Raw genomic sequence first — 22,086 nt, 5'->3', positions numbered from 1 at the left:
CGCCACAATAATTCCTTCTGAAAATGCCTCACCGTACGGGCAGAAACTGTCTACCGGGATATGGTCATTCCACTCAGCCATCTTACGCTGGAAAACAGTCGATAAGATGGCCAATCAAATTCCTACCCTAAACCTGACGCCTCTCAAGGCTATTATAAATTGCCTCAATCTCGCCCTTCAGGTTATCACCGCAATAAACCATCGATGTATCGTATCGTTCATATCGCGCTTCACGTGTCGCACTAAACCAGTTGAACGATCCCACGCACAGCAAACCATCATCACCAATAACAATTTTGCTATGAACACGATTGACCAGTTTTGTCGCAATACCAAGGGCGTTCAGTTTCTCCAGCGCCGCTTTGAGGTTCTGCTGCCTCTCTTTTCGCTTCTCAAAATCATTATGTTCAGTGTTGTAGCTTCTGTCAGTGACTATCGTGACATTAATACCACGTGAACACGCCGCAATCATGGAATCAAGAAAACCGGTTTGCTCCAGTTTTTGCCAGGTCAGCCATGGAGAAACAATCGTGATGTGTTTACCGGTATTTTCAAACGTCTGATTCAGGAAATTATCATGCTGCTCCACACCATGGAGTGTGTAGATTTTGGTCTCGGAAGTTTTTAAATCCTTACGCTCTTTATAATCAAAAGTGAGCGCATTCTTCTCTGACTCAAAGAGATATTTTGCCAGCAATCCCCGCGGAGATGAGGCTGGCTGGATCTCAAACAGGTCCATATCGCCGAAAACCAGGAAACTGTCCTTCGCACGGGAGACAGCAACGTTCAGCATGCTGTTATCACTATCAATAAACCCGCCATCCTCATGCTTTGAATAGACTGGCGAGAATATAACAATCGCTCTTTCCGCCCCCTGAAGAGAATGCACGGTGCCCACCGTGAGCGACGTTTCATTCGTGCCTGTACTGATGCCTTGTTTACCCAGCGCCTGTTTGATGGTCGATACCTGCGCGCTAAAAGGCGTCACGATACCGACAACCTCATGAAGCGATTTGCCGTAATGCGCTTCAATATCCTGCTGGTTATCTGTCAGCCAGGCCGCTATCGTTTCAGCTTCAAGCAAATTATATCGACTTCCGCTACTTGCCAGCTCTCCTTTACCATCAATATGGAGATAACCCATTGCGGGCATTAAATTGCTCTCTTCCCCCCCTCTTTTAGGCAACAACTTACCGTGATAGCAGAGCGTATTGCAGTATCCAATAATATTATCGAAGCACCGGCGGTGTTCATATAAGTACATTCCACGAGCCAGTTCGGGATCATATTGATAGCGTGAAGCACACTGCGCTATTTTCATGACGCTGCCAGATGCGGCGCTTTTACCAAGCTCTGCGATTGCCGTATATTTCTCAGTAATCTCTTCTTGTGTACTGCCTGACAGAATTTTTTCCGCCAGCATGTTACCTATATCAATAGCGGGAGCAATACTCCATATTGGCGGGATCTGTTCCGTATCACCAATCACTAATGCCTTTTTAGCTAAGGCAAACGAGGCAGCAGCCACTTCAGGAAGCACCTGCCCGGCTTCATCGACAATGAGTAAATCGGCGAAGTCATATAAATAGCTTTTCTCGAATCTACGCTGACCTTTGTGTTCACTTATCTGCATGTTGCCGGGCAACATATAGCAGGTCATGACCACACATGGAGTGAGTTTCATTCGGCGTTGCCAGCGGGCGGTTACCCCTTTAGCTCCTTTCTTGCCCTTCTCTTTTTGCAGATCATCGATCTTCGCCATATCCATCAACCAACGACCTTCCCAGTAGTGGGTCGTCAGTAAGAATGCAGGGAAGCGAATCTGCGTATCAGCCAGTTCATCTGCCTGTGAGAAACTCAGCTCCTCGTTGCCCTCATGCCCTAAATCAAGTGCCAGCCTCTGCCATTCCTAAGCCGCCTGCTGTTCTTTAAGAACAATTTCATGGGCGGAGTCAATCTGCTGCCGGTAGGTTGTTTGCTCGCGCTCAGCGGAGTTGAGCAGTCCATCTATATTACGTTCGATGGTTTCAGGATCAGACCACTGATTCCCCGCAATCAGCGCACCTAATTTATCTTCGAGAAACAATTGTATTTGGTACTGCCGCTTACTGCGAACCGCTGGTAGCCAGGAAAATAATGAATAGATCAGTGATTCACCGGCGCGATATTTTTTCCATTCCGCTTTAGCACTCTTTAGTTGAGTGACTTTTTGTTCTTGCCCGGAGAGTAATTTATTTAAATTATCGAGATATTGCTCAATGTCGTTAGCAATAAGCTCACGCGCAGCCCGAACCTGGCTTAACGTTTGCCATGTTGCGTTTAGTCTTACCAGTTGTTCGTATTTTGCTGCCAACTGACCATGCAGGAGTTCAATGACCTTTTCAGGGGTTGAACAATCTTTTTCAGGGAAGGCTGCCTTAGCTTTCTCCAGATAAAACAGCAGTGCATTCTCTACATACTCTTTTGACTCAACCTGGTTGAAGAAATCTTCAGTTTGGTATTTTTTGGCTGCCTCGGCTTTACGAGTGCTTGAGGGGAAATAAGCGCCGAAGCTTTTCAGCTCTGGCAACCATCGTCCGGCCATTGCACCAGTACCCTGGGAAAAGTCTTTCCCGAACGTCTCGATAATGTTCGTTACAGCCTGGTTATTCGTTGAAGTCGCGATAATAACCGGAGGCTCCGCTTTTTCGAGAGCCGCTCTGGCCCACTGCGTGGCGATAATAGAAAGCACCAGCGTGGTTTTCCCGGTTCCGGGAGGGCCGTTAACGGCAAGGATATCGCCATGCTTCGCATCAAGAAAATGGCTTAAGGCATCGCGCTGAGCCTTTGCCAGCGGGAACTTATCCCCGGAGTGTCCAAGCCTGTCGCTGAATTTTGCTTCCGGGGCGAGTAAAGACTCTGCTACCTGGATCTCCCGCGAGGAAAAGCGGTTGAAAAGCGGCACATCCTTTTTGCAAACAAGCAGGTGATCATAAAGCGAAAGGATATGGAAACTGGCGCCGACAGATTGCGCCGTTTTAACAATATAACCGTGCTCAGCAAGTTCATATTGCTCGGGATTTTTAATCCAGTCGCCGACAACGTTCTTCAGTAACCTCTCTGAATCATCCAGATATTGACGCCAATCCTGCTGCCAGGCTGCATATCGTGCTTCTCGTTCTTCATCCGTTTCGGCGGTCTTATCAACACTGTCATCAAAGTTGATAGAGAATGACGTATGTGTCGTTTTGTATTTGTCATACTGCTCAATCTCACCAATCGAAAATGCCCCTTTTGGCAAAGGTTCAAGCAGGTCTCTGGGAATGGAAGTCGCTGGAGTCGGATATAAAAAACCTTCACGGCTCAACAGGGCTGGCGTCACTATCGGGGTAACAATATCAGGCGCACCAGCGGAACGGTCCTTTCCATGCTGCAGTAACCGGAAATAAACCTTTGGCCGCAGGATGACATCGACTGTTTCGACGTCGTCTTTTTCTCCCTCAAAAAATTTACCGACGATCGCTTCGTCAAGACGTCCCGCCGCTATCTCATGCCTGTGAGTGAAATTTTTGGCGTCTTTGCGTTCAAAACTGCCCTTTCCTGACTCAGCATCTGCCAGCGAGTTGCGCCAGTATGAGGCAAACCCTAAAGCATTTTCATCCATTACCAGTCCTATGACTCAATAAAACCCATTGATTTATCGAATATAAAATCACCGTATGGATAACTATTGTCCACGTTGAAAGGCTGGCTGCAATGTTTTGTTCACGCTTCGATACAAATACTCCGGTTATACGGAGTTCAGAAAACGACCATATCATGCTGCATGGCACATAAAAGCTTTATAACTGAAGCAGCAGAGGATTACCGGTTGCGTAGCACGATCCAGAAGCCGGTGAGCCCTACTGGACAGCATTCAATGCAATATTGGAACCTGTAAGTTCAGAAAATAGCGCTGTCGAAGATAGTTTATAGCTTAACTATCTCAGTAAATTCTCCCGATGCCATTCCAGATAACAATACGATTCAACAGAAAACGTCTTTATTTTCTCTGGCAACAAAAATTGCTCTTTAACACTAATATCCAGCTCCTTACTAATTAATAAATGCCCATCGTTCTCAAACGAAATCCACCCCTGATCGAATAAAATATCAATATGAGCAGCCAGTATAATTCCATTAAAAGGATCAAGGCGCTCATTCCCATTCTCGCAGGCAGCCCACGGCTTTATATGGCTGGCACGGAGTAACGGCGCAAACGTCGTTCCCGTAACAGGGCATGCCGGATACAACATGAGACAATTTTTCCGAAAGGTACCCTGCCCCAGCCGTGCCGCAATCAACTGCTCGCGTACGGTATCTTCAATACTTTTATCCTGCTGAATAATAAGACAGTCACGCTGCGCCTGTTCATCTCCATCAGAAGATATTAACGAAAGAACGCGCTGCTCAATCACACTCTCTGAAAGCAAACTCAATCGCTGATGCACACGCTGCGCTGAATGAGAAAGCGCAGCAGGAGCGCCCTGCTCGTCAAGCCAGCCGACACGCACATCACTAAGCCAAGAATCAAAACGGTCACGACTATTTTTCAGACTATTGTGAAACTCGCTGGCGGTTTTACCCGCTCCAAAGCGAGGATAAAACAAGGCAAAAGCCTCTTTCCATTTCTGAACACCCAGTCCCACGGGTGGTTGAGATTTACCGTACTTCGACAAATACCACGCCACTTCAAGCAAATCGTCTTCCGAGCTATTCAATGTTACATCCTGTTTTTCCAGCGTAATTCATCACCAGATTATGTCTGAAAAGATCGTTAACTAAACTGATCAGGTTAGTTGTTTTAGCAAAAACATCTCACACCGGTTTTCACCATCAACAAGCACTACACGCAACCCACAACACAAAAAGGAACGCCCCATGCCCCCACACAAAATCAGCCAGGAGTGGCTGACGCTGGATGAGGCCGCAGAAGTCATCCAGCAGCACAACATCACGTTGCTGCCCGCCGACCTGATCCGCCATGCCCTGCATGGCGATCTGCCACTCTCGGTCTACTTCCCTTCTCCCGTACTTCTGAGACCACTCAATCCCCCTTGCCGCTTTGCCTGCCGATTCAGCAAGCCGCCCTTTCCGCCTTCGCAGTGCAACAAATCCGGCAACCGCAAAGTGATGGCAAACTCTCCGCCGTGCAGACGCGACCCGACTCTGCAACTGACCACCAGCCATCTGTGGAATTTGCCGTTAATCGGCCTTGAGCGCCTGCTGCTCCACCAGCAACTGGCGAAAACGTTGAATCGTCCTTGCCCCAATGATACCCATTGCTGCAATCAAATTGGCATTGTGGTCTGCGATGAGAACGACAGCTACTACCAACTCTGTTGCCGCAAATCGTTGCGGGAGCTTTTACTGGAACTGCTCGCCACGCAAAACAACCTTCAGGAAGAGCTACATCTGCTGATTGGTCAGTTATATGGTAATGGTCGCAATGACCTTAAATCCCGGCTCAATCTGTCCGTCTGCTACCTGCAGGATACATTGCCTCCTGACGCACTGTTCGTCATCCGCCGCACGCATCTCGAAGCCTTCCTGACCCGTCATCAGCCGGAATCAAAGGAGCGGATCACCTCCGCGCTTTCCCGTTTACTGTGGCTGGCCTGCAAGCACAACCCGCAACTGGACGATGAAATGCTGGAGCATCCCTACAAACTGCTGAACATTTTCGAATGCTGGGCGCGTGAGGAAGGTATGCACCTGCCGCTGAGCGGTGAAACATTGAAAACCGCACTCCAGCGCGGCGCACCGCCGTAACGTGATCAACTAACCCTTTCAACTAACAACTCTCACTACCCCGGATAAGGATTTTTACTGCCTGGCAGGGACGCTGCTGCTTTGATAACCACACCCATTGTGCTGATGTGAACGAATCTGGACACAGGAGGAATGGTTATGAATAGCGACAGATTTTTACGCTTACGCCAAGTGGAAGACAAAATCGGCTTCGGTAAATCGTGGATTTATCGGCAAATCCAGCTGCAACAGTTTCCGCCGTCCATTCGACTCAACAGCCGCCACGTCGCCTGGCTGGAAAGCGAGGTGGATGCCTGGATCCACCAGCGCATCCGGCTTACCCGCGATGTCTGAATGCCGGAGGAAGATTATGTGCGCTTCACACCTGCTCAACCGCTGGCTTCACGGTGCCAGCAATAGCGGAGAACAGGAGATGGTCCAGGTCAGTCTGGAGCAAATCCAGCCGTTCTCTCTCAATCCCCGCGTCACCCGCAACCCCGGCTATGACGCACTGAAAGCGTCAATTCTTGCCCGTGGGCTGGATAACCCGCCGGTATTGACCCGTCGCCCCTGTGATGAAAAATATATGCTCGCCAGCGGCGGGAATACGCGCCTCGCCATCCTCAATGAACTGTGGCAGGAGACGCAAGATGAGCGTTACCACCGCGTCTGCTGGCCGTTCAGACCGTGGCCGGAAACGCTGTCACCGCAGCAAGGCGAAGTCCAGTGCCTGATAGGTCATCTTGCCGAAAGCGACCTGCATAACGGATTGATGTTTATCGAACGCGCGGAAGGCATTCTGCACCTGCGCGATCTTTACCTCGAAGCAGGCATTGAATGCCCGACGCAACTGGCGCTGGCGGAGCAACTCACCCGCGACGGCTATCCCGTCAGCCAGTCGCAAATCAGCCGGATGCTACAGACAGTGGACTGGCTGCTGCCCTGCATCCCCAACGCGCTGTATGGTGGCCTGACCCGAAAGATTATCGATCGCCTGCTGGCGCTGCGTAGCGCGGCGGAACAGGTGTGGGCAAAGCTGATGTCGCCTGAACGCCAGTCCGAATTTGCCGACCTGTTCAGCACCGCCCTCGCCACCTTCAACGGCGAGCCGGAAGCCGTGGTACCGCAACTGGTGCAGGACGAACTGCTCGGCGAGATGAGCTGTCGCAGCGGCATGAGCTGGAATACGCTGCTGGCGGAACTGACCGACGGCCAGAGCAAGCGGCAGGTGCTGCTGGGTCCCCCAGCCGAAAAGGTGCTCTGGCCGCCACCGCAGGAAGCGGAAAAAGCCCCACTACCAGAGCCTGAACCACCGACTGAATCCGCCGTGCCCGATGAGCCAAGGCCCTCACCGCTGGTGCATACGGCACGGTCGCTGTTTGCCAGCTGGGGACTGGATGCCTGTATCCAGCCGGACGACAGCGCTCCGGCCGGTTTCACCCTCGCGCCCTGCCACGATTTTCCCCACCCGGCAGCACAGCGCTGCTATCAGGTGCTGGCTGCCCTGAATGGCGACACCAGCACGCCGATGCCCGCCCTCGAATTGCTGTTGTCGCCGGACTACGACAACGTTCAGATCCAGCAACTGATGCAGCTTATCAGCCTGTGCCGCCAGCGGCGGCTGCGGGAGGCTCGCCATGACGCCCTCAGTTAACCAGGCAGTGCTCACCCACATCGTCCAGGCGCTGAAGGAGGGACAGATCCGCTACTGCGAATCGCTCGGCTTCAGCCCGCAGGAGCTGTGCGAGCTGACGCGTCTTACCGCCGACGACATCCTGTTTCTCAGCAACAGCGCGGTACAGTTCATCACCACCCACATTGACCACGAGATGCTGGGCCGGATGCTGGCGAGGATGGAGCAGGAGCGGCTGTTCCAGCAGCGTCTGGAGCAAGCCCTGTCGCTCGGCGCATCCATCGAATTCATCAACCACTACTTTGGCCTTTCTACGCCGGAAGTCTGCGCCCGGCGGCGGTTGATTGGCCTGTTTGTCCGGCAAGGGCGCAACAATGCCCCGGATGAGCAGGTGGAGACGCTGGTGTGGAACGAGTGGCAGAAGACGGGCGTGAACAAGCTCGACTCACCCGAAGCGCTGACCGCCATGATGGCGATGGCCCGTGAAAACGATCTGTCGCTGACGGTTATCTGGAACCTGCTGCGCCAGTGGACTCAGGAGAAGCTGCTGCATGAAGAGTGACGATCGGCTGCTGTTTCTCGGCAACCCGCAGCAGAGCGTGCCGAAGCGCCTGCTTCTGGCGCGCAACCTCTCCCCGCGCGACAAGTTCGCGTGGCAACTGCTGCGCCTGCACGCCCGCGACGACGGCAGCGGCGTCTTTCCCTCCTACAACGAACTACAGGGCTGGCTCTCCGACCAGCCTGAGGGCGAGAAGGCCTCGCGCAGTACGGTCAGCAACGCGCTGATGATGCTGCGTATCACCCGCTGGCTGAGCCTGTGCCAGCGGCTGCGCGACGAGCAAAACGGCAGGATCACCGGCAACCTCTACGCCCTGCATGATGCGCCACTGACTCATGCCGATGCCTGCCGGATGGACAGCGAATATCTGGCGCTGCTCACCGCCTGCTCCCGCCACTGCAACCGGCGAATCCGCAACATCGCCATCGGGTTACTGCTCTCTCTGCAACAACCTGTGGACAGTGGACGAACCTGCACTGAGTCTCCATTGAAGACCGCCCCTGGTCTTAATCGAAGACTCAGTAAAAAATGTCCGAGTCTTCAATTAAGACTCAGTGATGTGGCGGTGGCTGGCGGGCAGCCGGAGCCGCATTGCGTACATACTGGTACAGATTTAAACAATAAACATCAAAAGCGTACGCAACTGCTGCACTGGCCTGTGGATAATCCCTTCAGCGCCAGCGAGCGCCGCGCCGCCGAACGCGCGATGCGCAATCTGGATCCCGCTCTCTGCCAGCAGGTGCTGGACGACTGCCTGTGGCGGATCGCCGCCCACGATATCCACCGCCCCCTCGCCTATCTGCTGGCAACGCTGGAGAAAGCCAGGCGGGGCGAGTTCAATCAGCTTCGGCGCAGGCGCAGATAGCCCTGATTTTATGCGCACCGCATAAAGCCGGTGTACCAGCTATCAATCAAACCTCATTCATCGGCGAAATTAACTTTCTGTGAACCAGATGGGTTTCCCGTCGCCTGACTCCTTGCACGGACCGACACTGCGGGCATCTGAATCCATGGAGAATTTCCGATGCCTGGCACAACCCTGTTCAGCGATATCCGCATCACCCTGCACACCCGCGTCGCCGCCCGGCTGTGGCAGGCGCATCCCACTGGCATGCTGCTCTGTCTGGCGTTACTCAGGCGTCTGCTGCGCGCCGAAGAGGCCGACGATCCGTGGGCCGCCCACTGGCTGAAGCAACTGCGCATCCGCCTGAACCTGATAGCCCACCTGCTGAAGCAAAAAAACATCCGGCTGGACCATGCCTTCGCCAGCCTGCCGGGCGCTATCCACACCACGCAGGTCAGTAACCCATCCCCGACCGAATTCATCCTGCCGCTGGCGCTGTTCTCACCGCCCGGTTCGCGCCTGCTGCAACAGTTGATTGATTACGATCTGCTGGTCCGCCGCACCCTGCTTGCCAGCCGCCGCGCAAATTCGCGAACTCCAGCCGGTAAAAGGCAAGGACGGCAAAAACGTCTGGAAAGAAGCGCATGATTTTGAGTTTGACAAGCGGCGCTACAAGGCTGATGTGCTGCCCCGTTCACTGGTAGAAATTCGCTGTTTCCCGGAGCTGCTGGATGCGCTGAACCGCGCACAGGAACGCAGTGAAGAAGCCAGCCGTCAGTTAGCCGAGTTTATCGAAGAGCAGGCCGGGGAAGACGATCTGCTGGCTGAGGCCAAGAACGACAAGGATAAGGTGACGCAAAAACTGGTCAATGCCCGCCTGACTCAACTGAAGAAAACCACTGCCGACCCGGATGAGCTGGCGGCGCTGACCCGCTGCCTGGCGCTGATTAAAGCAGAGGCTAATGCGAAAAAAGCGCTGAAAGCCGCACAGGAAGCGCTGGATCGCGCGGTGTTTAAACATTATCCCTCGCTGGATGAAACGGCGATCAAAGCGCTGGTGGTGCAGGACAAATGGCTGGCGACGATGCAGGCCGGAATTAAGGCGGAGATTGAGCGCATCACCCAGCAACTGGCGGAGCGCGTGAAGGAGCTGGAAGAGCGCTATGCCGAGCCGTTACCGGTGCTTGAAGCGTCTGTTGAAGCATTGAGCGAGAAAGTGGCTGGGCATTTGCGGGCAATGGGGCTGGTGTGGTGATGGTGGATTTAATGGTGGGTGAGCAGCAGTCGGGTGCAGCGGATAAAGGCGTGCCTGCGGGGTTTAAGATGACGGAAGTGGGGGTTATTCCGCAGGATTGGGATGTAAAACCTTTAAAAGAACTATGTCAGCTAAAAAGTGGCTTAGGTATTACATCGAAATACATAGATGATTTCGGAAATTACCCATGCTACGGAGGAAATGGAATACGTGGCTTTACTAATAGCTTTACGCATCGAGGTGAATATGCCTTGATCGGAAGGCAAGGCGCATTGTGTGGAAACATTCAATATGTAGAAGGGGATTTTTTTGCTTCTGAGCACGCCCTAGTGGCAACTATGCAATCAGGAGTCAATGCAAGATGGTTATCCATCTATCTTGAGAAAATGAATCTTAACCAATATTCGGAATCATCAGCTCAGCCGGGACTTTCAGCGGAAAAACTAAATGTTTTAAACATTATTACTCCACCCGAACAAGAACAACAGATAATTTCCAATACCATCTCGGACATTAGTAATTTTATTTATGAATTGAAAACTTTGATTGTAAAAAAACAATCTATAAAAACTGCAACCATGCAGCAATTACTAACAGGTAAAACCCGTTTGCCACAGTTTGTGTTACGTAAAGATGGATCTATCAAGGGATATAAAAAAAGTGAGTTAGGGATGATTCCTGAGGATTGGATAATCACAAACATTGGACAATTTACTGACTGCTGTGCTGGCGGAACTCCAAGTACTAAAGTTTCAGTATATTGGGGAGGCACTCACCCCTGGATGAGTTCAGGTGAATTACACTTAAAACAAGTCTATACAGTAGCTGATAATATAACAGATGAAGGGCTTGCTAACTCCAGTACAAAGTATGTGCCTAAAAATTCAGTGTTAGTCGGATTGGCAGGACAAGGAAAGACTCGTGGGACTGTAGCAATTAATCGCATTGAATTATGTACTAATCAGTCTATTGCCGCGATTTTCCCCAGCGAACATCATTCCACAGAATTTTTGTTCTACAACCTCGACAATCGTTATGAGGAACTGAGAAGTTTATCTACTGGCGATGGGGGGCGTGGCGGGTTGAATCTTACTATTATCAGGAAATTACATCTTGCATTTCCACCAAAAGAAGAACAAACCGCCATTGCCGCCATCCTCTCCGATATGGATAAGGACATTCAGACCCTGCAACAGCGTCTGGACAAAACCCGCCAGCTTAAACAGGGGATGATGCAGGAACTGTTAACAGGAAAGACTCGGCTCATAGAAAGGAACTAGACCTATGTCAGATATTCGCACACAGCAATTTCTTTATCACTTAACGGATCTTGACAATCTGGAAGATATTTTCTCCGAAGGGCTAAAATCTCGCAGCCTCTTGCGTGGTTTTTCAGATATTGCCGATCCTGAAATCATAGCTTCGCGCAGTGCGTTACGTTTGCAAGAGTACGTTCCTTTCCATTTTTTTGCCCGAAACCCTTTTGATGGCAGGGTTCATCGTAATAATCCAGATAAGACGTTCGTCCTCATTGCTGTTCGTCGAAGCTATGCGCAGACAAATAGCTGGTCAGTCATTCCCAGACATCCGTTATCTGGTTCAGCGATTACTTTGCTTGATTATGAAACGGGTATGGCTACCATTGACTGGGAAACCATGAACCGCCGTGAATATGGGGATGACAATTGCAAGTGTGTTTGTATGGCTGAGTGCCTGTCTCCAGCCACTGTAACCGCAAACAATTTTCATAGCATCTATGTTCCAGATGCAGTAACAGAAACAGTTGTTAACGCCTTGAAGCAAAAGTATAGACTCGATATGTATGTCAACATCAATTCTCGTATGTTCCCGGGAGCCTGATTGTGGCCTATGACTACAGCGCCAGCCTCAACCCGGAAAAAGCCCTGATCTGGCGTATTGTCCATCGGGACAATATCCCGTGGATACTGGATAACGGCCTGCACTGCGGCAACAGCCCAGTACAGGCCGCTAACTGGATCAATATCGGCAACCCGGAGCTTATCGTCAAACGCGCCGGGCATCAGGTGCCTGCCGGGACGGGCGGGACGCTGCATGACTATGTGCCGTTTTACTTTACCCCCTTTTCGCCGATGCTGATGAATATCCACAGCGGGCGCGGCGGCATTACGCAGCGCCCCAACGAAGAAATCGTCATTCTGGTCAGCAGCCTGCGAAGCGTGGCGTCGCAAAACGTCCCCTTCGTGTTTACCGACAGCCACGCCTACTATAACTGGGTCAACTACTACACCTGTCTGGAAGACCTGAACCAGATTGACTGGCCGATGCTACAGGCGCGAGATTTTCGTCGAGATCCGGACGATCCGGCCAAGTTTGAACGCTATCAGGCCGAGGCGTTGATCTGGCAGCACTGCCCCATCACACTGCTGGATGGGATGGTTTGTTACAATAACGACGTCAAGGTACAATTAGAAGACTGGCTGTCGCAACGCAATCTGACAATGCCCGTTCACGCACGGGCCGGGTGGTACTTCTCATGATGACATATACACAAGGCAATTTACTGGACGCGCCCGTGGAAGCACTGGTGAATACGGTGAATACCGTCGGTGTCATGGGTAAAGGCATCGCACTGATGTTCAAAGAGCGCTTTCCCGATAATATGAAAGCCTATGCCCTCGCCTGCAAACAGAAGCAACTGACGACCGGCAAAATGTTTATCACCGAAACAGGCGAGCTGATGGGGCCGCGCTGGATCGTCAACTTCCCCACCAAACAGCACTGGCGCGCCGACTCCCGCATGGAGTGGATTGAAGACGGCTTGCAGGACCTGCGCCGCTTTTTGATCGAAGAGAAAGTGCAGTCCATCGCCATTCCCCCGCTGGGCGCGGGCAACGGCGGACTGAACTGGCCGGACGTCCGGGCGCGGATTGAATCTGCGCTGGGCGACCTTCAGGACACGGAAATCCTGATTTATGAGCCCACCGAAAAATACCAGAACGTCGCCAAGAGCACCGGCGTAAAAAAGCTCACGCCCGCCAGAGCGATGATTGCTGAACTGGTGCGCCGCTACTGGGTACTGGGGATGGAGTGCAGCCTGCTGGAAATCCAGAAGCTGGCATGGCTGTTACAACGCGCCATTGAACAGCACCGGCAGGAAGATGTGCTAAAACTGCGGTTTGAGGCGCACTATTACGGCCCGTATGCCCCCAACCTGAACCATCTGCTTAACGCGCTGGACGGCACTTACCTGAAAGCCGAGAAACGCATCCCGGACAGCCAGCCGCTGGACGTGATCTGGTTTAACGATCGGGAAAAAGAACACATCAACCTCTGGCTGAATAACGAGGCCAAAGCGTGGCTACCGGCGCTTGAGCAGGTCAGCCAGTTGATTGACGGCTTTGAATCGCCGTTTGGTCTGGAGCTGCTGACGACCGTTGACTGGCTGCTGACCCGAGGAGAATGCCAGCCCACGCTGGATTCAGTGAAAGAGGGCCTGCACCAGTGGCCTGCCGGTGAACGCTGGGCCAGCCGTAAGATAAAGCTCTTTGACGACAAGAATCTGCAATTTGCCATAAACCGCGTGATGGAGTTCCATTGCTGAACATTTAGGGGGAGCGCCCTTTGAGCACCATCGGCCAGCGCGAACGCGCCACACAGCAGCGTCTGATTCAGTTTTTTGTGAAGGATTTAGGATACCGCTATCTGGGGCGGAGCGCAGGATATGCCGGTGACAGCAATATCGACACGGACATACTGAGCGCGTGGCTGAAGCGGCGCGGCGTCAGTGATACGCTGATTACCCGCGTGCTTCGGCAACTGGATTCCGCCGCCGCGCTGGGCGAAGGTAAGAAGCTGTATTACGCCAATAAAGAGGTCTATCGCCTGCTGCGTTACGGCGTAAAGGAAAAGGAAGGCGCGGGCGAGCAGAATCAGACCGTGTGGCTGATTGACTGGGCAAATCCTGAAGCCAATGATTTCGCCATCGCCGACGAGGTGACGGTCAAAGGTGAATACAGCAAGCGCCCGGATCTGGTGCTGTACGTTAACGGCATCGCGCTGGGCGTGATTGAGCTTAAACGCTCGTCTGTCCACGTTAGCGAAGGCATCCGGCAGAATCTCGATAATCAAAAGAAAACCTTTATCCGCAATTTCTTTACCACCATGCAACTGGTGATGGCAGGTAACGATACGCAGGGACTGCGCTACGGCACCATCGAAACGCCGGAAAAATATTATCTGGAGTGGAAAGAAGAGAATACCGGCACATACACGCATAAACTCGACTTTCATTTAAGCCGCCTTTGCAGCAAATCAAGGCTGCTGGATATCGTCCATAACTACATGGCCTTTGACGCTGGAGTGAAAAAACTCTGTCGCCATAATCAGTTCTTTGGCGTCGAGGCAGCTAAACAGCATATTGCTCGTCGTGAAGGCGGGATTATCTGGCACACGCAGGGATCGGGTAAAAGCCTGACGATGGTCTGGCTGGCGAAGTGGATCCGTGAAAACGTACCCAATTCACGCGTGCTGATTGTGACCGACCGCACCGAGCTGGATGAACAGATCGAAAGCGTGTTTATGGGCGTGGATGAAGAGATTTATCGCACCTCCAGCGGCAACGACCTAATCGCGACGCTTAACCATCCGAACCCGTGGCTCATCTGCTCTTTGGTGCATAAGTTTGGTCGTCGTAGCGAGGCGGAAGACGCTGCTGCAACTGACGACTTCATCACCGAGTTGCAACAATCTCTGACGAAAACGTTCCGGGCCAAAGGCGACTTGTTTGTCTTCGTGGATGAGTGCCACCGCACGCAGTCCGGCAAGTTGCATAACGCGATGACCGCCATTCTTCCGGAAGCTTTGTTCATCGGTTTTACCGGTACGCCACTGATGAAGAAAGATAAAAAGAAATCAGTGGAGGTGTTCGGCCCTTATATCCACACCTACAAGTTTGATGAGGCTGTGGCCGACGGGGTGGTGCTGGATCTGCGCTATGAGGCACGCGATATTGACCAGTATCTGACGTCTGAGAAAAAGGTCGATGACTGGTTTGAAGCCAAAACGCGTGGCCTGTCGAACTTAGCCAAAACCCAGCTTAAACAGAAGTGGGGCTCAATGCAGAAACTGCTTTCCAGCAAGTCACGGCTGGAGCAGATCGTTAATGATATTCTGTTGGATATGGATACCCGCCCGCGGCTGATGGACGGGCACGGCAACGCCATGCTGGTATGCAGTAGTGTGTATCAGGCTTGTAAGGTTTACGAGATGTTTAGCCAGACAGATCTGGCTGGAAAAGTGGCTATTGTAACCAGCTTCCGTCCCGATGCTGCCAGTATCAAAGGTGAAGAAACCGGCGCGGGCCTGACCGAGAAACTTTACAAATTCTCGACCTATCGCAAAATGCTGGCTGACTATTTTGAACAAAGCGAAGAGAAGATTGCTGGTCGTATAGCCGAATTCGAGCGAGACGTTAAGCAACGCTTTATAAATGAACCGGGGCAAATGCGTTTGCTTATCGTGGTGGATAAGCTGCTAACCGGCTTTGATGCACCGTCTGCGACCTATCTTTATATTGATAAAACCATGACAGACCATACGCTGTTTCAGGCGATTTGTCGGGTAAACCGGCTGGACGGGGAAGATAAAGAATACGGCTATATTATCGATTATAAAGATCTGTTCCGCTCACTGGATAAAGCGATAACCGATTACACCACGGGCGCGTTTGACGATTACGATCGCGATGATGTTGATGGGCTGTTAAAAAATCGTCTGGAGCAGGCAAAGCTGGATCTCGACAGCGCTCTAGAGGTAGTTCGCAGCCTATGTGAACCTGTCAAGGCTCCGCGCGAATTGCAGGACTATCAGCACTATTTCTGTGGTCAGTCGGGGGAAAACCAGACGATATTAGGCGAAAAAGAGGCGCTGCGCCTTTCGTTCTATCAGAATGTCGCCCGCCTGCTGCGCGCATACGCCAGCCTGGCGAATGAAATGCAGGAAGCGGGCTATACCGATGAGGAAGTGGAAAGCATTCGCGCCGAAGTCGCTAAATTCGAGAGACTGCGCTACGACATTAAACTGACCAGCGGCGATCTACTGGACATGAAGCGCTTTGAGCCCGCCATGCGCCACCTGCTGGATATGTACGTTCGCGCCGACGGTAGCGAAGTGCTTATGGATTTCGAAGAGTTAAGCCTGATTGAGCTGATTGTTGAAAAAGGAGCAGCAGCAACCGCTGCTCTGCCAGACGAGATCCGCAACAATCAGGATGCGATGGCGGAAACCATCGAAAACAACGTGCGTAAAACCATCGTGGATGAAAACCCGGTGAACCCAAAATACTACGGACGCATGTCGCTTTTGCTGGATGAACTGATTACCCTTCGCCGCCAGAATGCGCTTGATTATCAGCAGTATCTGGAACGTATCCGGGATTTGAGCAAGCAGGTCATACGCCCAGAACAAACCAACGGAGCATCCTATCCTGAAACAATGGATACGCAGGCAAAGCGCGCGTTTTATGATAACTTCGGTCATGACGAGGTGCTGGCAACCCGTATTGATACGACAATCCGCTATACCAAAAAAGCGGAGTGGATTGGCGATCGTTTTAAGGAACGAGAGCTTGCCCGTGCACTGCGCGAAGAAACCGCCAGTTATAACGTAAATATTGATGACATTCTTGAGCTTGCCCGCAAGCAAAAGGAATACCACTGATGCCGCTCATGCAGATAGGCACGCTGCGCTTACAGATCAATCGTAAAGCGATTAAGAACTTGCATATCAGCGTCCTGCCGCCCGACGGCAAAGTCCGCGTTTCGGCCCCGGAACACATGACGGAAACGGCGATACGAATGGCGGTCGCTTCCCGCTTTCGCTGGATCAGAAAGCAGCAGCAGGATTTTGCCAAACAGCCCCGCCAATCCGAGCGGGAGATGGTCAGCGGAGAGTGCCACTATCTTTGGGGCCGCAAGTTTCGTCTGTTTGTGATCGAGCGCCAGGGACGCCATGAAGTAAAGGTCGCGGGAAACAATAAACTCCAGCTTTATATTCAGCCGGGAACCAGTAATGAAAATAAGGAGCTGGTATTAACCGACTTTTATCGGCATGAACTGAAGCGGCAGGTTGCCAAATTGCTGCCCGAATGGCAGGCCAGAACCGGTGTCCCCCCAACGTTCTGGGGCATCAAAAAGATGAAAACCTTTTGGGGTACCTGTAATACCACCACAAAGCGAATCTGGCTCAATCTGGAGCTGGTCAAGAAGCCACCGGAGTGTCTGGAGTATATTCTGGTGCATGAACTGGTTCACCTGCTGGAGCGTCATCATAACGAGCGCTTCCGGCTGCATATGGACCGCTTGATCCCTAACTGGCGCGAGCGCCGGGATTTGCTCAATAAGATGCCGCTGGCGTTTGAGGCATGGGAGTACTAAAAGTACTCCCCCGTAATTATCTATTCCACAATGTCTTATGAATTTTTCCTGTCTGATGGTATTCCCCCACCAGCTCAATAAAATCTTTAAAATCCCGATTCTCTTCCACCAGACGGTTTACTGACTGCCAGTCGACACTGGTACGTTCCCGCGCAGGGATCAACGTCTGGCTGTTACTGAAGTCATGTGGATCGAGGAGGATCACACCAATACCATGCAGCGCACAGAGCATCTGCAACTCACGCTCCACACTACGTTGCTTATCTTCGTTAATTTCAGTCGCCACCAAATAGCCGAAATGTGCCCAACTGGAGTTGCTGACCGCCTGGAAGAAACATTCACGCACGTTGCTACGGTTTAGCTGCTTTTTCACCTCAAAAGACCACAGGCGTGTTAAACGTCCTTCACTATGACGAACGCAGTTTTGCACCACATCGTCCCATTCTTTATCCAGAGGCTCCAGTGCGACAATATCGGGATAAAGCCAATGGTTGCCACCCAACCCTTTGTTATTGCTGGAGCGCTTTTCATCAATACGACGGCACAACAGCCCTTCTTCCTGTGAAAGGTAATCAATCAGGATCGGATATAACAAGTGCTCGGTAAGGCTGACAGTTTCAACTGTTGGCTCGGGTGCCACATTGGAATCTGTCTTTTCAACCACAGATTCCCCCCAGTAAAACAGGCGCGGCCTTGGCTTATCACGAGTCATCACCTGCGGACACATCGCCTTCGCTTTAACAGTCCGGCTACCGCCCACCTCTGCGGTTATCTGACTTAAAAAATCTTCGTCGCTAGCAAAACGCGGATTTTTGCGCTTTTCAGCCAGTTCTGCGCTGTAGTGATCGATAATTTTCTGCGCCAGTTGGCGGGCAGTGAACTGCTGGCCAGGATTAGCCTGTAACACGTTGATTATCATCTGGGGACGACTGGTCATATGCCTTCCTGCGTTTGTACGCACGGCTTTGCGTATCAGCTTTTAAGCGATGCGTGATTTACAACTCCTGTGGATGAGCTCAGTTTACCTTTCAGTGTTACAGACATAAAGCATCGATTTCTCTCTCACCAACGTGACGAACCGCAATTGAATTTCACCGCTTTTGCGAGCATGATCGCAATAACATCAGCCTGTTACCCGGTTCATTCTTATGATCTCTCCTGAAAAGCTGCAATCCGCCATCGCTAACGTCTCTGTCTGGCGTCAGGGTGACGTATGCGCGCCGCATAAACCGCTGCTGCTGTTGTATGTGCTATCGCAGTACAAAGCAGGCCATCCGCGCCTGTTTAACTACGGCCAGGAGATCCACGAACCGCTCACCCGCCTGCTGAAAGAGTTTGGCCCCAAGCGACGCACCGATTACCCAAATATGCCGTTCTGGCGGTTGCGAACTGACGGCTTCTGGGAGATCGCTCACGCAGAAGGCTGCAAACCGCGTAAGGGCAATACTCAGCCGACCAAGAAAGAACTGATTGATAACCAGGTGGCGGGCGGCTTCGATGAAGCGGCTTACCAACAATTGCTGGCACACCCTGAGATGATCGACCTGTTGGCCCAGAAGATCCTCACCGATCGCTTCCCGGAAAGTATTCAGCGGATCCTGGCCAACCAACTGGGATTCGATTTTATCGATCGTTCCAGGAACCGCGATCCACGCTTCAGGGATATCGTTCTTCGCGCTTACCACTCACGGTGCGCGTTCTGTGGTTACGATCTCAGGCTGGATGGCGCGCTGGTTGGTATTGAAGCGGCGCATATTCACTGGAAAGCGTATGGTGGCCCGTGCGTGGTAAACAATGGCCTGGCGCTCTGTACTTTGCACCACGATGCGTTTGATATGGGGGCATTCGGGCTGGATGAGAGTATGACCATCCGCATCTCCGGCGGCGTCAGCCGTAGTCCGATAGTTGACCATCTGTTCTGGCACCGGGACGGCCAGCAGTTATTCCTTCCTTATGACAAAACGCAGTGGCCTGCTGAACAGTATGTCGGCTGGCACCGTAAACAGATTTTCAAAGCCTGAAAATACGCAACGGGCCGTTAAGCCCGTTGTTCGTTACATCACCGCAGTTCTATCACTCGCGCCCGCTCAGCCTGCTTTCGGTAGTGGTCGTATCGCTCCCGGAACCATGCTTGCTGTTCATCACTCATATTGCCGGTCACGGCATCGATATCCACTGGCTGGCCCAGGGCGTGCATACGGGCAAAACTGCGTGCCAGAAAATCAAAATTCTTCAATGCATTTATATCTTGTTGGTTCATTAGCATATCCCTCCAGTCATTGTGTTTACTGTTCAAGGTCATATGCTTTTCTGATTTCAGTATTCGCCTGAAAAAGATCATTTTTTTGAGCGATGTGTGCGTATCAATCTGCCTGCGTTCACATTTCAGGAACGATAAAACTATTCAGCCCCAGTAATGATTTTCCACTCCCTTTTATCACCCGCACAGAAAACACTACCGCCAGCCATGCAGTAAGTTCGCCATGTATCCGGAAGGCGTGAACGGCGCAGATGCGCAGGATACCCGTACCATTCCATCCCGCAGGGAAACGCCCTGCGAAGGGTGTTCCCTGCTCACTTACAGGAGAAACACCATGTCGCTTTTCGATAAAAAACCGTCGTTAATGCCGGTGGTTATCGCCCCTGATGTCTGGCAATCCGTTGTGGAATTTCCCACCGACCCGCAGCAGGTGGAAGAACGGCTGGGCAATCTGTTGCTCGCCGTACTGCTGACCCTGCGCACCGCCGGAGCATCTCGCAAGAAAGTCACCTTTACGATCTACTGCCAGCCGCCGCAGGGCGATATAAAAGTCCCTGTCGCATTACCGCTATCGCTCAACTATCACGGCCACTATGTGCAGGTCTCGATGGCTGAACAGGCATAACCTCTCCCCGCCGGAGTCGCTTCCGGACGGAGGTAGCTCCGGCTTCTTCCATGAGGATCGCACAATGGACAGAAGCAGCGATATCTACCAGAAAGTCACCGACCAGATTATTGCTGAGCTGGAAAACGGCAATGTGCCGTGGATCCGCCCGTGGCGCGATGGCGAGCCGCCGTTCCCGATCAATGCGTTATCCGGTCGACCGTATCACGGCATCAACGTGCCGCTGCTGTGGAACAGCGCCGACAAGCAGAGTTTCGCCAGCGACCGCTGGCTGACATTCCATCAGGTCAGCGCGCTCGGCGGGCAGGTGCGTCGGGGCGAGAAATCCTCTCTGGCGGTGTTGTACCTGCCGCGCACGCAGGAGGAAACCGACGCCCTCGGTCAGCCGTTGCTGGATCAAGACGGTGAGCCGAAGGTGCGGCATTTCGGGATCGTCCGCGAGTTCCGGCTGTTTAATCTGTCGCAGTGCGACGGCCTGCCGCAGACGCTGTCCGAGCCGTTTACCCGGCCCGCAAAGCCTGTGGAGATGGCCGAAACCATTGCGAAGAATAGCGGCGTGACGCTGCGCCATCGCCGCCAGTCGAAAGCGTATTACAAACCCGCGACCGACCTGGTGATGATGCCGCACCCGCAACAGTTTGAAAGCAGCGAGGCGTACTACGCCACGCTACTGCATGAACTGACGCACGCCACCGGTCACGCTTCACGCCTCAACCGCCCCGGTATCGTCGGAGCGGAACGCACTGAAGCGCTCTACACCGCTGAAGAGTTAGTGGCGGAGATGGGCAGCGCCTTCCTGTGCGCCCATTGCGGCATTCAGGGCAGGCTCCAGCACGCCAGCTATATCGGCTACTGGCTGGATATCCTGCGCCAGGACAAACGGGCAGTGATCCGCGCCAGCGGTATGGCTCGCCACGCCAATGAATGGCTACTCAACGCTGTACCACAACCCTGTCAGCTTAGCGCCTGACAGCCCACCCGCACGGGAAGCCTTCCCCGTCGGGGAGTTGCTCCCCTTTTTTTTGGAGTGATATATGGGACTCGACATCTTCTTTTTCGAACGGACAAAAAACGCGTCCGATGAAAGCCAGTACACCAGAGTGGGTTATTTCCGCAAGGTGAACCCGTTACTCAAATGGGTGGATAAACACGTTGGGCTGGTGCGCAACCAGGTGCTGTTAGAAGTCACCAAAGCACATTTGCAGGCGCTTCTGAGTGACCTACAGAGCCTGACGCCGGATAACTGCGGCGCAGTTTATCCCACGATTGACGGCTTTTTCTATGGTTATACCGATTATGGAGAATACTACTGGAAAGATGTCCGCGCCGTCACCCACTGGGTGAAAGAGACGCTGGAGACGTTTGATTTTGAGCGAGACAGGTTGATGTTTTATGCCTGGTGGTAAGTGGAACGGAGTGGCCGATTTTGATCGGCCACTTTATCCATCAAAGAGTATCCAAGCATGTCGCTACACCATATTCGTTATTACACGGATGTTGATATATCATATAGAGATATTATCTTATATTGCATAGCTTGGTTCCCGCTTTTACCATCATAACAGTCATAAATTATCCGAGATAATCATTAAGTTAATTCCTTATTTTTCCTTCTCCTGCATCTATCAGGCCAATGGGTGCCAAAAATTTAACATTTATTTACGATGATAAAGTTATTAAATTTAATTATTATCAGAAGATTGTCTAGCCTGAGTTTATTTTTTAC

The 22,086-nt window shown here is 52.1% G+C and carries 20 protein-coding genes and 1 pseudogene; 17 read left to right on the top strand and 4 right to left on the bottom strand.

The window, feature by feature from the left end:
• Nucleotides 1–127: 127 nt before the first annotated feature.
• Nucleotides 128–3,643: pseudogene (locus tag OGV82_RS21455) on the bottom strand (AAA domain-containing protein).
• Between the two features lie 316 nt (nucleotides 3,644–3,959).
• Nucleotides 3,960–4,739 carry an HNH endonuclease gene (locus OGV82_RS21450; RefSeq protein ID WP_047459216.1) on the bottom strand — a complete coding sequence of 260 codons (780 nt, stop codon included), beginning with the start codon at nucleotides 4,737–4,739 and terminating at the stop codon, nucleotides 3,960–3,962.
• Between the two features lie 160 nt (nucleotides 4,740–4,899).
• On the opposite strand from OGV82_RS21450, the gene OGV82_RS21445 reads away from it, so the two are divergent.
• The 13 genes from OGV82_RS21445 to OGV82_RS21385 all read left to right on the top strand — a co-directional run bounded on the left by OGV82_RS21445 (nucleotide 4,900) and on the right by OGV82_RS21385 (nucleotide 17,475).
• On the top strand, nucleotides 4,900–5,790 hold the full coding sequence (locus tag OGV82_RS21445) for a hypothetical protein (protein ID WP_286462836.1): 891 nt from the start codon (nucleotides 4,900–4,902) through the stop codon (nucleotides 5,788–5,790).
• 138 nt (nucleotides 5,791–5,928) lie between these two features.
• Nucleotides 5,929–6,123, top strand: coding sequence for a helix-turn-helix transcriptional regulator (locus tag OGV82_RS21440; RefSeq protein WP_001561320.1), 195 nt, complete (start codon nucleotides 5,929–5,931; stop codon nucleotides 6,121–6,123).
• Nucleotides 6,124–6,139: 16 nt separating this feature from the next.
• Nucleotides 6,140–7,423 carry a ParB family protein gene (locus OGV82_RS21435; protein ID WP_047459235.1) on the top strand — a complete coding sequence of 428 codons (1,284 nt, stop codon included), beginning with the start codon at nucleotides 6,140–6,142 and terminating at the stop codon, nucleotides 7,421–7,423.
• Nucleotides 7,407–7,964 carry a DUF2857 domain-containing protein gene (locus tag OGV82_RS21430; protein WP_047459238.1) on the top strand — a complete coding sequence of 186 codons (558 nt, stop codon included), beginning with the start codon at nucleotides 7,407–7,409 and terminating at the stop codon, nucleotides 7,962–7,964. Before OGV82_RS21435 ends, OGV82_RS21430 begins: the two co-directional genes overlap by 17 nt.
• A complete protein-coding gene (locus OGV82_RS21425) occupies nucleotides 7,954–8,826 on the top strand; it encodes an STY4528 family pathogenicity island replication protein (protein ID WP_047459241.1) in 873 nt (290 codons plus the stop codon). Before OGV82_RS21430 ends, OGV82_RS21425 begins: the two co-directional genes overlap by 11 nt.
• A gap of 159 nt (nucleotides 8,827–8,985) precedes the next feature.
• The gene (locus OGV82_RS21420; protein WP_233606764.1) at nucleotides 8,986–9,453 is read left to right on the top strand and encodes an AcaB family transcriptional regulator; all 468 of its coding nucleotides are present in this window, start codon (nucleotides 8,986–8,988) and stop codon (nucleotides 9,451–9,453) included.
• A complete protein-coding gene (locus OGV82_RS21415) occupies nucleotides 9,341–10,060 on the top strand; it encodes a hypothetical protein (RefSeq protein ID WP_233606765.1) in 720 nt (239 codons plus the stop codon). Before OGV82_RS21420 ends, OGV82_RS21415 begins: the two co-directional genes overlap by 113 nt.
• Nucleotides 10,060–11,340: a restriction endonuclease subunit S gene (locus tag OGV82_RS21410; RefSeq protein WP_047459303.1), complete on the top strand. Its 1,281-nt coding sequence runs from the start codon at nucleotides 10,060–10,062 to the stop codon at nucleotides 11,338–11,340. The genes OGV82_RS21415 and OGV82_RS21410 overlap by 1 nt, the downstream gene beginning before the upstream one ends.
• Nucleotides 11,341–11,344: 4 nt before the next feature.
• Nucleotides 11,345–11,920: a DarT ssDNA thymidine ADP-ribosyltransferase family protein gene (locus OGV82_RS21405; protein WP_047459305.1), complete on the top strand. Its 576-nt coding sequence runs from the start codon at nucleotides 11,345–11,347 to the stop codon at nucleotides 11,918–11,920.
• A 2-nt stretch (nucleotides 11,921–11,922) separates the two neighbouring features.
• A complete protein-coding gene (gene darT / locus OGV82_RS21400; RefSeq protein ID WP_047459308.1) occupies nucleotides 11,923–12,579 on the top strand; it encodes a type II toxin-antitoxin system toxin DNA ADP-ribosyl transferase DarT in 657 nt (218 codons plus the stop codon).
• Entirely contained in the window at nucleotides 12,576–13,643 is a 1,068-nt protein-coding gene (darG, locus tag OGV82_RS21395) for a type II toxin-antitoxin system antitoxin DNA ADP-ribosyl glycohydrolase DarG (protein WP_047459310.1), read from the top strand. Before darT ends, darG begins: the two co-directional genes overlap by 4 nt.
• A gap of 20 nt (nucleotides 13,644–13,663) precedes the next feature.
• Nucleotides 13,664–16,759: a type I restriction endonuclease subunit R gene (locus OGV82_RS21390; protein ID WP_047459312.1), complete on the top strand. Its 3,096-nt coding sequence runs from the start codon at nucleotides 13,664–13,666 to the stop codon at nucleotides 16,757–16,759.
• Nucleotides 16,759–17,475 (top strand): M48 family metallopeptidase, encoded by a 717-nt coding sequence (locus OGV82_RS21385; RefSeq protein WP_047459314.1) that lies wholly within the window; start codon nucleotides 16,759–16,761, stop codon nucleotides 17,473–17,475. Before OGV82_RS21390 ends, OGV82_RS21385 begins: the two co-directional genes overlap by 1 nt.
• A gap of 16 nt (nucleotides 17,476–17,491) precedes the next feature.
• Here OGV82_RS21385 and OGV82_RS21380 read toward each other — a convergent pair whose 3' ends face one another.
• Nucleotides 17,492–18,412, bottom strand: coding sequence for a COG2958 family protein (locus OGV82_RS21380; protein ID WP_047459316.1), 921 nt, complete (start codon nucleotides 18,410–18,412; stop codon nucleotides 17,492–17,494).
• Between the two features lie 211 nt (nucleotides 18,413–18,623).
• Here OGV82_RS21380 and OGV82_RS21375 point away from each other — a divergent pair, with 211 nt between their 5' ends.
• Complete coding sequence (locus tag OGV82_RS21375) at nucleotides 18,624–19,496, top strand: phosphorothioated DNA-binding restriction endonuclease (RefSeq protein ID WP_047459318.1); 873 nt, start codon at nucleotides 18,624–18,626, stop codon at nucleotides 19,494–19,496.
• Between the two features lie 38 nt (nucleotides 19,497–19,534).
• Here OGV82_RS21375 and glgS read toward each other — a convergent pair whose 3' ends face one another.
• Nucleotides 19,535–19,735 carry a cell surface composition regulator GlgS gene (gene glgS, locus OGV82_RS21370; RefSeq protein ID WP_020845974.1) on the bottom strand — a complete coding sequence of 67 codons (201 nt, stop codon included), beginning with the start codon at nucleotides 19,733–19,735 and terminating at the stop codon, nucleotides 19,535–19,537.
• Nucleotides 19,736–20,069: 334 nt separating this feature from the next.
• Between glgS and OGV82_RS21365 the strand changes: the two genes are divergently transcribed.
• From OGV82_RS21365 to OGV82_RS21355, 3 genes are all read left to right on the top strand, one after another.
• Complete coding sequence (locus tag OGV82_RS21365) at nucleotides 20,070–20,360, top strand: hypothetical protein (protein WP_047459319.1); 291 nt, start codon at nucleotides 20,070–20,072, stop codon at nucleotides 20,358–20,360.
• A gap of 64 nt (nucleotides 20,361–20,424) precedes the next feature.
• Entirely contained in the window at nucleotides 20,425–21,330 is a 906-nt protein-coding gene (locus OGV82_RS21360; RefSeq protein ID WP_047459321.1) for an ArdC family protein, read from the top strand.
• A gap of 64 nt (nucleotides 21,331–21,394) precedes the next feature.
• Nucleotides 21,395–21,766 (top strand): hypothetical protein, encoded by a 372-nt coding sequence (locus OGV82_RS21355; protein ID WP_047459323.1) that lies wholly within the window; start codon nucleotides 21,395–21,397, stop codon nucleotides 21,764–21,766.
• Nucleotides 21,767–22,086: the final 320 nt, after the last annotated feature.

It is taken from the genome of Citrobacter sp. CK191 (assembly GCF_030333435.1).
Taxonomy (GTDB): domain Bacteria; phylum Pseudomonadota; class Gammaproteobacteria; order Enterobacterales; family Enterobacteriaceae; genus Citrobacter_B; species Citrobacter_B koseri.
This window is presented reverse-complemented; position numbering and strand designations above follow the sequence as displayed.

Coding starts and splice junctions, on each gene's coding strand:
- OGV82_RS21410 (WP_047459303.1), top strand. CDS start 10,060: ATGGTGGATTTAATGGTGGGTGAGCAGCAGTCGGGTGCAGCGGATAAA.
- OGV82_RS21385 (WP_047459314.1), top strand. CDS start 16,759: ATGCCGCTCATGCAGATAGGCACGCTGCGCTTACAGATCAATCGTAAA.
- OGV82_RS21375 (WP_047459318.1), top strand. CDS start 18,624: ATGATCTCTCCTGAAAAGCTGCAATCCGCCATCGCTAACGTCTCTGTC.
- OGV82_RS21355 (WP_047459323.1), top strand. CDS start 21,395: ATGGGACTCGACATCTTCTTTTTCGAACGGACAAAAAACGCGTCCGAT.
- OGV82_RS21405 (WP_047459305.1), top strand. CDS start 11,345: ATGTCAGATATTCGCACACAGCAATTTCTTTATCACTTAACGGATCTT.
- glgS (WP_020845974.1), bottom strand. CDS start 19,735: ATGAACCAACAAGATATAAATGCATTGAAGAATTTTGATTTTCTGGCA.
- OGV82_RS21420 (WP_233606764.1), top strand. CDS start 8,986: ATGCCTGGCACAACCCTGTTCAGCGATATCCGCATCACCCTGCACACC.
- darG (WP_047459310.1), top strand. CDS start 12,576: ATGATGACATATACACAAGGCAATTTACTGGACGCGCCCGTGGAAGCA.
- OGV82_RS21425 (WP_047459241.1), top strand. CDS start 7,954: ATGAAGAGTGACGATCGGCTGCTGTTTCTCGGCAACCCGCAGCAGAGC.
- OGV82_RS21445 (WP_286462836.1), top strand. CDS start 4,900: ATGCCCCCACACAAAATCAGCCAGGAGTGGCTGACGCTGGATGAGGCC.
- OGV82_RS21360 (WP_047459321.1), top strand. CDS start 20,425: ATGGACAGAAGCAGCGATATCTACCAGAAAGTCACCGACCAGATTATT.
- OGV82_RS21435 (WP_047459235.1), top strand. CDS start 6,140: ATGTGCGCTTCACACCTGCTCAACCGCTGGCTTCACGGTGCCAGCAAT.
- OGV82_RS21440 (WP_001561320.1), top strand. CDS start 5,929: ATGAATAGCGACAGATTTTTACGCTTACGCCAAGTGGAAGACAAAATC.
- OGV82_RS21430 (WP_047459238.1), top strand. CDS start 7,407: ATGACGCCCTCAGTTAACCAGGCAGTGCTCACCCACATCGTCCAGGCG.
- OGV82_RS21365 (WP_047459319.1), top strand. CDS start 20,070: ATGTCGCTTTTCGATAAAAAACCGTCGTTAATGCCGGTGGTTATCGCC.
- OGV82_RS21380 (WP_047459316.1), bottom strand. CDS start 18,412: ATGACCAGTCGTCCCCAGATGATAATCAACGTGTTACAGGCTAATCCT.